General features: G+C 63.6%; 8 protein-coding genes and 1 tRNA gene. 6 read left to right on the plus strand and 3 right to left on the minus strand.

Features of this window, described 5'->3' with window-relative positions; translation table 11 throughout:
* Positions 1-968: 968 nt before the first annotated feature.
* The 6 genes from DV709_RS13925 to DV709_RS13950 all read left to right on the plus strand — a co-directional run bounded on the left by DV709_RS13925 (position 969) and on the right by DV709_RS13950 (position 9,972).
* Positions 969-3,041 (plus strand): PrkA family serine protein kinase, encoded by a 2,073-nt coding sequence (locus DV709_RS13925; protein ID WP_117595013.1) that lies wholly within the window; start codon positions 969-971, stop codon positions 3,039-3,041.
* Between the two features lie 4 nt (positions 3,042-3,045).
* Complete coding sequence (locus DV709_RS13930) at positions 3,046-5,319, plus strand: PrkA family serine protein kinase (protein WP_117595014.1); 2,274 nt, start codon at positions 3,046-3,048, stop codon at positions 5,317-5,319.
* Positions 5,310-6,632, plus strand: a complete 1,323-nt coding sequence (locus tag DV709_RS13935) for a YeaH/YhbH family protein (protein WP_117595015.1) — start codon at positions 5,310-5,312, stop codon at positions 6,630-6,632. Before DV709_RS13930 ends, DV709_RS13935 begins: the two co-directional genes overlap by 10 nt.
* On the plus strand, positions 6,629-8,653 hold the full coding sequence (locus DV709_RS13940; RefSeq protein WP_117595016.1) for a SpoVR family protein: 2,025 nt from the start codon (positions 6,629-6,631) through the stop codon (positions 8,651-8,653). Before DV709_RS13935 ends, DV709_RS13940 begins: the two co-directional genes overlap by 4 nt.
* 128 nt (positions 8,654-8,781) lie before the next feature.
* Complete coding sequence (locus DV709_RS13945) at positions 8,782-9,327, plus strand: DUF7344 domain-containing protein (RefSeq protein WP_117595017.1); 546 nt, start codon at positions 8,782-8,784, stop codon at positions 9,325-9,327.
* 129 nt (positions 9,328-9,456) lie between these two features.
* Entirely contained in the window at positions 9,457-9,972 is a 516-nt protein-coding gene (locus tag DV709_RS13950) for a DUF7344 domain-containing protein (protein WP_117595018.1), read from the plus strand.
* 43 nt (positions 9,973-10,015) lie between these two features.
* On the opposite strand, the gene DV709_RS13955 is transcribed toward DV709_RS13950, so the two are convergent.
* The 3 genes from DV709_RS13955 to DV709_RS13965 form a co-directional block, all read right to left on the minus strand.
* Positions 10,016-10,651 carry a DUF7344 domain-containing protein gene (locus tag DV709_RS13955; protein ID WP_117595019.1) on the minus strand — a complete coding sequence of 212 codons (636 nt, stop codon included), beginning with the start codon at positions 10,649-10,651 and terminating at the stop codon, positions 10,016-10,018.
* A gap of 235 nt (positions 10,652-10,886) precedes the next feature.
* A tRNA-Glu gene (locus DV709_RS13960) sits at positions 10,887-10,961 on the minus strand.
* Positions 10,962-11,021: 60 nt separating this feature from the next.
* The gene (locus DV709_RS13965; protein WP_117595020.1) at positions 11,022-12,995 is read right to left on the minus strand and encodes a 3-hydroxyacyl-CoA dehydrogenase/enoyl-CoA hydratase family protein; all 1,974 of its coding nucleotides are present in this window, start codon (positions 12,993-12,995) and stop codon (positions 11,022-11,024) included.
* Between the last annotated feature and the right edge of the window lie 70 nt (positions 12,996-13,065).

Raw genomic sequence — 13,065 nt, forward strand, 5'->3', positions numbered from 1 at the left:
CGCTGCGTCTGCCTATTTCCCCGTTCCAATTTCGTGAACGGACCCGAAATTGGGAAAAGACTTATGCAGGAAAATCGTCTAAGTGCCAAATACTTGTGGTTTCCTCCTGGTCCTGGACAGTCCAAGAGGTTCTGCAAGTAGCACAGAGAGGCAAGTCAAAACATGGACATTACCATCGTAGTGCCGTATGAAATATCTCTACTAGCGATACAAATTGTGCACGTTGGAGTGACATACGCGCTACTCAGTAAGAACGAAAACTAGGGGAGCACATAGTCAGTGGGAACTGGCTGTGCCCTCCTGGTCCTGGACGTATAGACATATGACTGCACCACTTATAATCTTTTATCTGAGCTATGTGGTGACCTCTGGATATTCACTTTCTGAATTTTTGGTTTTTATTGCCACGAGTAGCGTCAGCAATATGAGTTCGAGTGAGTTTAGTGAAACTCAGTCGTACCTGAGCAATGTCAACTTGTTCAATATACAACACCGAACCAACCGGCCGCTCTCATCGCTCGAAATTACTCCTCGAAAGTGCGAGCGAATACATAAATCTCTCTCGTGATAGGTTCGGGAGCGTCGTCCATCGTCGCTGCGTCTATCTATTTTACCGTTCCAATTTCGTGAACGGACCCGAAATTGGGAAAAGACTTATGTATGCTACTGACTCACACTCTAAATAGTCTCGGACAACTCCGAGGTGGATGCAGCAATCACCCTCCCCGTACCGCTCGCCAAACGAGAGCCGTTCTGTGTCGTTCGCAGTCGCCGATAACGTCGTCGTGCGCGAAGGAGGTGTGTCAAACGATGTCACGGACGAACGACTGTCGGCCACGACTACCACGCCCCACGGCGCGAGCGACGCGTCAGCGGACCGGCGAGTCGCGGCCGGTCGTCGCGCGACGGAGCTTTCGTCCGCGACAGGCGCCCGTCCGCAGACTACACGAGACTCCGTCAGTGATACAATGAACGGCGAAATCGAAACCCTCGAAGACCTGAGCCAGCACTACCAGGACTCCGTGCCAGCGGACCTCCGCGAGGCGAACACGTTCGACTGGTACCTGCGCGAACTGTACGACGACCCGCGCATCGCTCGCAACGCCCACCAGCGCGTTGCCGACATGTTCGACTACTACGGCACCGAGTACGACGAAGACGCCGGTGTCGTCGAGTACCTCATGGCGTCGGAAGACCCCCTCCACGAGGGCGAGAACATCTTCTACGGCCGCGAGGTCCACGAGTCCATCCACGAGTTCGTCAACAAGGTGAAAAGCGGCGCTCGCGGACTCGGCCCCGAGAAGCGTATCAAACTCCTTCTCGGCCCGGTCGGGTCCGGCAAGTCGCACTTCGACCTGATGGTCCGACGCTACTTCGAGGACTACACGATGCGCGACGAGGGGCGGATGTACACCTTCCGGTGGACGAACCTCTGCGACGTCATCCGCGACCAGGACCCCGCCGACGACACCGTCCAGTCGCCGATGAACCAGGACCCCATCGTGTTGCTTCCGCAGGAACAGCGCGACAGAGTCATCGAGCGACTGAACGAGAACCTCGACGCGCCGTACACCATCCGCAACGAGCAGTCGCTCGACCCCGCCAGCGAGTTCTACATGGACAAACTGCTGGCGGAGTACGACGACGACCTCCAGTCGGTGTTGGAGAACCACGTCGAGATCATCAGACTCGTCGCCAGCGAGAACAAACGCCAGTGCATCGAGACGTTCGAACCGAAGGACAAGAAGAACCAGGACGAGACGGAACTGACGGGCGACGTCAACTACTCGAAGCTCGCGGTGTACGGCGAGTCCGACCCGCGCGCGTTCGACTACTCGGGTGCGTTCTGTAACGCCAACAGGGGTCTGTTCTCCGGCGAGGAGCTGCTGAAACTCCAGCGGGAGTTCCTCTACGACTTCCTGCACGCGAGTCAGGAACAGACCATCAAGCCGAAGAACAACCCCCGAATCGACATCGACCAGGTCATCGTCGGGCGGACGAACATGCCCGAGTACCGCGACAAGAAGGGCGACGAGAAGATGGAGGCGTTCAACGACCGGACGAAACGCATCGACTTCCCGTACGTCCTCGAGTACACCCAGGAGGCCGAAATCTACCGCAAGATGCTGCGGAACGCCGACGTGCCGCACATGCACATCGAGCCGCACGCGATGGAGATGGCGGGACTGTTCGGCGTGCTGACGCGCATCACCGAACCCGACGGCGAGCGCATCTCGCTGACGCAGAAGGCGAAAGCGTACAACGGCGAGATAGACGACGGCGACGACGTGGACGTGAAGAAGCTCCGCGAGGAGGGAGAGTCGAAAGCCGACATCGCCGAGGGGATGGAGGGCGTCTCCGCGCGCTTCATCGGCGACGAGATTGCCGAGGCCATCATGGACTCGACGCACCGCGGCCGCGACTACCTCAGCCCGCTCTCTATCTTCACGCACTTCGAGGAGAACCTCGAGAACCACGGCTCCATCCCCGAGGAGAACGTCGAGCGCTACCACCGCTACCTGGAGATGGTGCGCGACGAGTACAAGGAGCGCGCCATCGAGGACGTGCGCCACGCGCTCGCGTACGACTTAGACGAGATTCAGCGGCAGGGCGAGAAGTACATGGACCACGTGATGGCGTACATCGACGACGCCACCGTCCGCGACGAACTCACCGGCCGCGAGCAAGACCCCGACGAGAAGTTCCTCCGCTCCGTCGAGGAGAAACTGGAGATTCCGAGCGACCGCAAGGACGACTTCCGACAGGAAGTGAGCAACTGGGTCTCGCGGCGCGCCCGCGAGGGCACGTCGTTCAACCCGCAGGACAACGACCGCCTCCGCCGCGCGCTGGAGCGCAAACTGTGGGAGGACAAGAAGCACAACATCAACTTCTCCGCGCTGGTGTCGGCGAACGAACTGGACGACGACGAGCGCAACGCCTGGATAGACGCGCTCGAAGAACAGGGCTACTCCCGCGAGGGGGCGCGCGAAGTGCTCGAGTTCGCCGGCGCGGAGGTGGCCAAAGCCGAACTTGAGACGTAAACCCATGCGCGAAGATTACATTCGCGCCGCCGACGCCGAGTTGCGCGGCGCGTACGAGGAGCCGATGAGCCTCGAAACGTACGTCGACGCGGCGTTCGAGTCGCCCTCCATCGCCTCGCACGCCTCGAAGTACCTCTTAGAGGCCATCGAGTCGATGGGGACGCGGACCGTCGTCGAAGAGGGCGAGGAGCGTCGGCGCTACCGTTTCTTCGACGACCCCCACAACGACGGCGAGCACGCCATCCTCGGCAACACCGAGGTTCTCAACGGCTTCGTCGCCGACCTCAGAACCATCGCCGCCGACCGCGGCAAGAGCGAGAAGATCCTCTGGTTCGACGGGCCGACGGCGACCGGGAAATCGGAGCTAAAGCGGTGTCTCATCAACGGGCTTCGGGAGTACTCGAAGACTCCCGAAGGACGGCGCTACACCGTCGAGTGGAACGTCTCGACGGCCTCCGACACCCGGGGACTGAGCTACGGCGGCGACGAGTCGGGCGAGAACGAGGACAACTGGTACGAGAGTCCGGTGCAGGTCCACCCGCTGACGGTGTTCCCGCCGGACGTGCGCGAAGCGCTCCTGACGGACCTGAACGACTCGTCGGGCGACCACATCCCGACGGTCGTCGACGAGGAACTCGACCCGTTCTCGCGGGAGGCGTACTCCTACCTCGAAGAGCAGTACCGCCGCAACGGGAAGGTCGACCTGTTCTCGGCGGTGGCCGACACGCGCCACCTCCGCGTGAAGAACTACGTCGTCGACGTGGGCAAGGGCATCGGCGTGCTGCACTCCGAGGACGACGGCAGTCCGAAGGAGCGACTCGTCGGCAGTTGGATGCCGGGGATGCTCCGCGAACTCGACTCGCGGGGGCGAAAGAACCCGCAGGCGTTCAGCTACGACGGGGTGCTCTCGCAGGGCAACGGCCTCCTCACCATCGTCGAGGACGCCACCCAGCACTCCGATCTGCTCCAGAAACTGCTGAACGTCCCCGACGAGGGGCGCGTGAAGTTGGACAAGGGCATCGGGATGGACCTCGACACGCAGTTGCTCATCATCTCCAACCCCGACCTGGGCGTCGAACTCGACAAGTTCGCCGACCGGAACGGGCGCGACCCGCTGAAGGCGCTGAAGCGCCGCCTCGACAAACACGAGTTCCGCTACCTCACGAACCTGAGTCTCGAAAGCCAGCTCATCCACCGGGAGCTGACGAGCGAGACGGCGGTGTGGGAGGACGTCGACTACAGCGAAATCGAAGCGCGCATCCGCGAACCGGTCACCGTCTCGGTGCGCGACGAGGGCGGCACCGTCGTCGACCGCGAACTCGCGCCCCACGCCGTCGAGGCGGCGGCGCTGTACAGCGTCGTCACCCGCCTCGACGGCGAGGACCTCCCCTCGGGACTGACGCTGGTCGACAAGGCGCTGCTGTTCGACCGCGGCTACCTCCAGGAGGGCGACGAGCGGCGGACCGTCGACGACTTCGAGTTCGACCGCGACGGCGAGGAGGGGACTCACGGTATCCCCGTGACGTACACCCGAGACACCGTCGCCGACCTGCTCCAACGCGAGAGCGAGCGCGCCCACGCCGACCTCCCGGTCGAACGGGTCGTCATGCCGGACGACGTGCTCGACGCGATGGCCGACGGACTCCGAGCCGCACCGGTGTTCTCTCGCGGCGAGGTCGCCGAGTACGAGTCGCGCCTCGCGAGCGTCAAGGGCTACATCTTCGACCAGCAGGAGCGCGACGTGCTCGACGCCATCCTCGCGGAGAAACACGTCGAACAGGAGACGGTCGCCGAGTACGTCGAACACGTGTACGCGTGGGCGGGCGACGAGGAGATAGAGACCGAACGCGGCCCCGTCGAAGCCGACGCGCTGCTGATGAAACTGTTCGAGACCGAACACCTCGGCCGGTTCGACGACGACGCGTACACCGGCAACGACCCGTCGCCCCAGGTGGCGCAGTTCCGCCGCGAGAAGGTCATCTCCGCGCTGAACCGCTACGCGTGGGAGAACCGCGACGAGGGGTTCGCGGTCCACAAGGTCGACTTCACCGAGATTCCGGTCATCCGGGCCGTCCTAGAGAACCACGAGTGGAGCGACGTGCAGCGCCTGTTCGAGGACTTCGACCCGCGCCAGTGGGAGGACCCGCCGGCGAACACCGAGACGGCGCGGCTGAAGGAGAAGACCGTAGAGCGGATGGTGAAGGCGGGCTACTCGGCGGCCAGCGCCGAGCTGACCAGCCGGAAGGTGATGCGAGAGGTGAGCTACAGATGGGACTGAGAGACGACCTCGAACGGTTCCGCGAAGTGGGCGAAGAGCGCCGCGAAGACCTCGAAGAGTTCATCAGCTACGGTGACCTCGGCGGGTCGGGCGCGAACAGCATCAACATCCCCATCAAGGTGGTGGACCTCCCGGAGTTCGCCTACGACGTCCGCGACCGCGGCGGCGTCGGACAGGGACAGGGAGGGACGCCTGACGTGGGCCAGCCCGTCGGCCCGCCGCAACCCGGCGACGGCGACGGCGACGAGGAGGGCGACCCCGGCGAGGAGGGTGCAGACCACGAGTACTACCAGATGGACCCCGAGGAGTTCGCCCAAGAGCTCGACGAGCAGCTCGGATTAGACCTCGAACCCAAAGGCAAGGAGGTCATCGAGGAGATAGAGGGCGACTTCACCGACGTGACGCGAAGCGGCCCGAACAGCACGCTCGACTTCGAGCGCCTGTTCAAGGAGGGGCTGAAGCGCAAGCTCTCGATGGACTTCGACGAGGAGTACGTCAGAGAGGCGCTGAAAGTCGAGGGCAAGGACGCCGAAGACGTGTTCCGCTGGGCCCGAGAGAACAACATCCTCGTCTCGTGGGCGTGGGTCGACGACGCCTACGGCGACGTCCCCGACGACGAGCGCGACAAGTGGTCGAGCTTCGAGGAGATGGAGGAGAACGTCGAACGGACGACCACGCTCCAGCGCATCCGCCGCGAGGGCCTGCGCGAAGTGCCGTTCCGCCGCGAGGACGAGCGCTACCGCCACCCCGAGATAATCGAGAAGAAGGAGAAGAACGTCGTCGTCGTCAACATCCGCGACGTGTCGGGGTCGATGCGCGAGAAGAAGCGCGAACTCGTCGAGCGGACGTTCACGCCGCTCGACTGGTATCTGACCGGCAAGTACGACAACGCCGAGTTCGTCTACATCGCCCACGACGCCGAGGCGTGGCAGGTCGAGCGCGAGGAGTTCTTCGGCATCCGCTCGGGCGGCGGCACGAAGATTTCCTCTGCGTACGAACTCGCCGCGGCGATTCTCGAAGAGGAGTACCCGTGGCACGAGTGGAACCGCTACGTGTTCGCGGCGGGCGACAGCGAGAACTCCTCGAACGACACGACCGAGAACGTCGTGCCGCTGATGGAGGATATTCCGGCGAACCTGCACGCGTACGTCGAGACGCAACCCGGCGGCAACGCCATCAACGCGACGCACGCCGAGGAGGTCGAACGGGCGCTCGGCGGCAGCGGAAACGTCGTCGTCGCGCGCGTCTCGCGCCCCGAGGACGTGATCGACGCCATCTACGACATCCTGAGCACGGAGGACGACGACCAATGAGACCGAACCGACTGACGGCGAGAAAGGAAGCGACGAAACTCGAAGAACCGACGCGCGAGGCGGCGGCGCTCGCGCGAAAACTCGGCCTCGAACCGTACCCGGTGAACTACTGGGTCGTCAGCTACGACGAGATGAACGCGCTCATCGCCTACGGCGGCTTCCAGACCCGGTACCCGCACTGGCGCTGGGGGATGACGTACGACCGCCAGCAGAAACAGGACCAGTTCGGGATGGGCAAGGCGTTCGAGATCGTCAACAACGACGACCCGAGCCACGCGTTCCTCCAGGAGTCGAACACGCTGGCCGACCAGAAGGCGGTCATCACCCACGTCGAGGCCCACGCCGACTTCTTCGCCAACAACAGTTGGTTCGGACTGTTCGGCGGCGACCTCGACGCCGCGGCGATGCTCGAACGCCACTCCGAGGCCATCGCGAACTACATGGAGGACCCCGAAATCGACCGCGCGGAGGTCGAGAAGTTCATCGACGCGGTGCTCTGCTTGGAGGACTGTATCGACCAGCACCGCCCGTTCGACGAGGCGGCCGACCCCCGCGAGCGGACGACGCCCGAGGACCTCCGCGAGCGACTGGAGGGGATGAACATCTCCGACGAGGTGCGCAGACAGGTGTTCGACGAGGAGTGGCTCGACCGACTGGCCGAGGCCGAGGAGGCCGCCGCCGACCTCACCGACCCGCAGAAGGACGTGCTCGGCTACCTCCAGCAGCACGGGATGCAGTACGACGAGGAGGAGGGGAGAGCCGCCGAGATGGAGCCGTGGCAGCGCGACGTGCTCGACATGCTGCGGACGGAGGCGTACTACTTCGCCCCGCAGAAGATGACGAAGGTGATGAACGAGGGGTGGGCCGCCTACTGGGAGTCGCTGATGATGGGCGAAGAGCGGTTCGCGGGCGAAAACGAGTTCCTGCTGTACGCCGACCACCAGGCGAAGGTGCTCGGGTCGCCGGGGCTGAACCCGTACAAACTCGGCAAGGAACTGTGGGAGTACATCGAGAACACGACGAACCGCCGGGAGGTGGCCGACAAACTCCTCCGCGTCGAGGGCGTCTCGTGGCGCAACTTCCACGAAGTCGTCGACTTCGACGAGGTGCAGGGGCTCCTGCAACCGAACCCCGCGCTCGACGGCATCCGTCCGGACACGCTGGACGAACTCGTCGCCCTGGGCGACGACCCGCGCGTCGACGCCGAGACACTCGACCGAGCGGTTTCCGAGTACGCCGCCGACGAACTCGACGAGGACGAGCGAACCGTCGACGTCGACAAGTACCCGTGGAAGGTGCTCACCTACGAGGGACTCGCCGAGCGGCATTTCTCGCTGGTCAAACCCCAAAACCGGGGCTTCCTCGGCCGCATCCGGCGCTCGGAACTCGAACAGCTCTCGCGCTACATGTTCGACGACGAGCAGTACGCGACGGTCGAGGAGGCGCTCGCGGCTATCGACCACGCCGCCGGGTGGGACCGGATGCGCGAGATCCGCGAGAGTCACAACGACGTGACGTTCCTCGACGCGTTCCTCACGCAGGAGTTCGTCACGACCAACCACTACTTCACCTACGAGTTCACCCGCGCCAGCGGTGACTTCCGCGTGACGAGCACCGACTACCAGGACGTGAAGAAGAAACTGCTGCTGCAGTTCACGAACTTCGGCAAACCCACCGTCGCCGTCTACGACGGCAACTACGGCAACCGGAACGAACTGCTCTTGGGCCACCAGTACAACGGCATCATGCTCGATTTGGGCGAGGCCAAGCAGGTGCTGAAGCGGACGTACGACCTGTGGGGCCACCCGGTGAATCTGATGACGATCATCAAAGAGTACGACGACCACGACGTCGAGGTGGCCCGCCGGCGTAACCGCGAACCGACGCCCGTCGAGAACGGTATCCGTATCCGCTACGACGGCGAGACGTTCGAGCACCACGACCTCGAACCGGAGCTGAGAGAGCGGATCGCCGCCGGCGACATCGACTACGACACGAAACCCGACGAGTGGCTCTCGTAGGGACCTCTTCGGCGTACTGTCCCCGAACTCTCGGCCGTCGTTCCCCCCTTCCCGTATTTTTCTTCCCGGAGAAAAGCACAAAGAAATCCGATAGCTTCTTGTTATTTCAGTGGAGACGAATGGCTATCATGGGAGCAGCGCTCCGACGGCGACAGAGGGGGAGCGACCGGCAGAAGTCGCTCGCGGAGACGGACATCTACGACGTGTTGAAAAACGAGCGTAGACAGCACGTCGTCGAACTGCTCGCGGACCGAGCAGAGACGCAGTCGGTCAGAGCGCTCTCCGAGCACATCGCTTCGATCGAGACGGACAGCGACACTCCCCCACGCAACGTCCGTCACAGCGTCTACGTCTCGCTCTGCCAGACGCACATCCCGAAACTCGACGACCTCGGTATCGTCGACTACGACGCCGACGCGAAAGACGTCGCTCCCGGACAGCACACCCAGACCGTCGCCGCGTATCTGCTGGACACGCCCGCCGACCGGTCTCGACACGACGAGTACTATCTCGGTTTCGGCGTCCTCGGGTCCGCGCTCGTCGCCGCCGGCGTACTCGGCGCACCCGTCCTGTCGGCCGCTCCGGCAGTCGTCGGGTTGGCGTTTCTGGTGCTGACGGCGCTCGCGGCCGGCTTTTTCGTCGCCCGTAGTCGCTTTCCGGCGCTCCGACGCTGAGACGGGACGTTCGTCACCTCCCGAACGTGGTCTCGGGGTACAGTCGTATCGCCTCGCCCCCTGCCAGACGGCGTAACGCACCAACACGGTTCGCGGTTCCGACACTCCAGACAGCATGACAATCCCCCGATGACGCGAACGGAGACCGAGAAGCCACCGGCCGACCAACTCTCCGAAGCCGACGTTCACGACGTCCTTCGGAACGACCGGCGACGGCTGACGCTCGAACGACTCGCCGAGACCGGCGAGGAGACCGTTCGGGACCTCTCCGAGCACATCGGCGCGATAGAGTCCGGCGAGGACCCGCCGCCGCGGAACGTGAGACAGAGCGTCTACATCTCCTTGCACCAGACGCACCTGCCGAAACTCGACGACCTCGGCGTCGTCGACTACGACGACAACTCGAAGAACGTCTCGCTGGAGGGCAACGCCGACCGAGTGCTCGCCTACATGCGATTTTCCGGCACCGACGACCCCGACGCGCCGCCGTACGCGTTGGGCATCGGTGTGTTGGGCTTACTGTTTATCGCTCTCTGGATGTCTCTCCCCGATACCGTCGGTCCCGTCGTCGCCGCGGGATGTGCACTGCTCTTCGCCGTTCTCACGGCGTACGAAGCGCATACGTATCTCTCTCGGGACGAGTAATACCGACGCGGGAGTACGGAGTGCTGCGCCGAACCGGACCCACTCAGCGCGTATCGAGAAGTCGTCTCAAGCGTCCCTCGCGCTCGGGAGCGGTCGATGCGAGTTCGGCCGGGAGCTCGGTCGCGCCGAGTCGCGTCCGCCGCATCCGGTAGGCGTGGACGCTCGCCGAGACCAGCAGTGTCCCCGCGATGAGTGCCGCGTACGTGAGGTCCGAGACCTGTGTGAACGGCGGCACTCCGGCACCGGTCGCCGCGAGCGCGGCCAACGAGACGCTCGCCAACCCGAGGTAGTACTGGCTCCACGAAACGTCGTCGCGCTCGACGACTTCGAGGTACGCGTCGAGTTCCGTCGCTCGCTCGGTGAGCGTCGCCACCCCCCGACCCTGTTCGTAGTCGATGATGCCGTAGCTGTCGAGCTTCGGTAGATGCGTCTGGTGCAACGAGGTGTAGACGCGCTTTCGCTGCTTGTACGTCAACTCCTCGATGCGACAGTCGTTCTCCCACGCGGCGACCTGCTCGGCCAACTCGCGGATAGTGAGCGGTTCGCCGACCCGCTTGAGGTGGTGCAACACGTACCGGCGCCGGTGGTTCGATAGTATCGAAAAAGAGACGTCTCTCGACAGTCGCTCCTCGGAAGGCTGCTCGGTTGGACGACCCGTTAGTAGCTCCGTGTTCGCCATTGTACTCCCCTATCGACAGTTCTATTCGGTGACCGAGTATTATCTGTTTGGGAGAATTTCAATATAGTTATAGTATACTACAAAACAGAAGATACCGGAGAGAATCGACGCCGTAGCTCCGAGTGCGGCGTCGGAAGAAGTGCTCGGTAGGGGATTTGAACTACCGGAACGTCGCTACACTCGTTCCGTAATTCAAATCCCTACACTCGCATTTCACTCATCGAATCCGTGAAAATGCTCGGTAGGGGATTTGAACCCCTGTCCTCGGCTCGAAAGGCCAAGATGATTGGCCGGACTACACCAACCGAGCGACGTTCTCAACTGTCGCCCAGAGAAGTTTAAAGATTCCGTTACGCCGTCGGTGTGCGTGTTATTTCCCCTCGAACTCCGGTTCGCGGTCGCTGGAGAAGGCCATGACTCCCTCCATCAGGTCGTCGGTCGTAAACAGGATGCCGAACGCCTGCGCTTCGACCTCCAGTCCGGCCTCGGTGTCCTCCCAGCCGCGGTGCATCGCGCGCTTCGTGTAGCGCTGGGCGATGGGCGGACCGCCGGCGAGCGACTGCGCGAGTTCCATCGCCTCGGCTTCGAGTTCGTCGTTGTCGACGACGCGGTTGAGGAAGCCGTAGTCGGCCATCGTCTCGGCGTCGTAGCGCTCCGCCGTAAAGATTATCTCCTTCGCGCGGCCGGTGCCGACGATGCGCTGGAGGCGGACGGTGCCGCCCCACCCCGGTAGAAGGCCGAGGTCGTGTTCCGGTTGGCCGAGTTCGGAGCGCTCGGTGGCGATGCGGAGGTCCGCGCACGCGGCGAGTTCCATTCCGCCGCCGAGACAGTAGCCGTCGATGCCGACGACGACGGGCTTGTCGCACTCTTCGAGTTTGCCGAACGTCTGCTGACCCTTCCGCGAGAGTTCGACGGCCGGAATCGGGTCCGCGCCGCCGGCGGCCATGCTCGTCACGTCGGCTCCAGCGGAGAACGCTCGGTCGCCGGCGCCGGTCAGGAGGATGGCGCGCACCTCGTCGTCCTCGCTCAGCGCGTCGATGGCGTCGGAGAGGTCGTCCATCAGGTCGCCGCTGATGGTGTTGAGGCGGTGCGGTCGGTCGAGGACGACGTGAGCGACGGCCCCTTCCATCTCGACGCGGACGTTGTCGAACTCCAGGGAACCCTCCTCGCCGTCGTCGCCGCCGTGGAACCCTTCGCCCGATTCGGCGAGTTCGCGGAGGTGGTCGACCACCTCGTAGCGTTCCGCGTCGGTCTCCTCGCGCAGTTCGTCGAGCGTCTCGACGAGCGTCGAGAGACCCGCGTCGTCGGCCATCTTCGCCGGACCGTCCGGGAAGCCGCCGCCGAGCATCACCGCGCGGTCGATGGCGTCGGCGTCGGCGACGTCGTTCTCGACGAGCGCCGCGACTTCGTTGGCCATCACGGCGAGCAGTCGGTGCTTCACGTCGTCGCGGGCGGCGTCCGTCGGCACGTCGACGCCGCCGTTCTCGTAGTCGTAGAAGCCCTTGCCGGTCTTCTTGCCGAGGTTCTCGTTTTCGACTTTCTCCGCGAGGAGGGGACACGGTTCGTAGGCGTCACCGAGCACCTCGTGCATGTACTCGAGGACGTGGTAGCCCACGTCGATACCGACCTGGTCTGCGAGTTCGAAGCTGCCCATCGGCAGGCCGATGTCGAACTTCGTCGTGCTGTCGACCTCCTCGACGGTGGCGACGTCGTCGTGGACGATCCACGCCGCCTCGTTCATCAGCGGGACGAGGATGCGGTTGACGATGAACCCGGGACTGTCCTTTCGGACGCGGACCGGCGATTTCCCCATCGACTCGGCGAGACCTTCCACGAGGTCCATCGTCTCCTCGTCGGTGTGCGCGCCGGAGATGACTTCGACCAGCGGCATCCGGACGGGGGGATTGAAGAAGTGCATCCCGCAGAACCGCTCGGGTCGTTCGGTCACCTCCGAGAGTTCGGTGATGGAGAGACTCGACGTGTTCGTCGCGAAGACGGTGTGGTCGGGGGCGTTCGCCTCCAGTTCCCCGTAGACGTCCTTCTTTATCTCCATCTTCTCGGGGACGGCCTCGATGACCACGTCGGCGTCGGCGACGGCGTCGCCGAGGTCGACGACGGGCGTGACCCGTTCGAGCGCGGCGTCGGCTTCCTCCTCGGTTAGCTGGTCTTTCTCGGCCAGCTTCCCGAGACTCCACTCGATCTGGTCGTAGCCGTTCCGGACGAACTCCTCGTTGATGTCGCGCAGCACCACGTCGTAGCCGGCGAGCGCCGCGACCTCCGCGATGCCGTGGCCCATGTTCCCCGCACCGAGAACGGTGATACTGTTGACGTCATCCAGTTCCATGGCCGAATCCTCGGTTGCCGTCAGTTTCAACGTTTCCCTCGTGGATTCGGACAACTCCGTTTCAGTTTAC

It is taken from the genome of Haloprofundus halophilus, assembly GCF_003439925.1.
In the GTDB taxonomy this organism is placed as follows: domain Archaea; phylum Halobacteriota; class Halobacteria; order Halobacteriales; family Haloferacaceae; genus Haloprofundus; species Haloprofundus halophilus.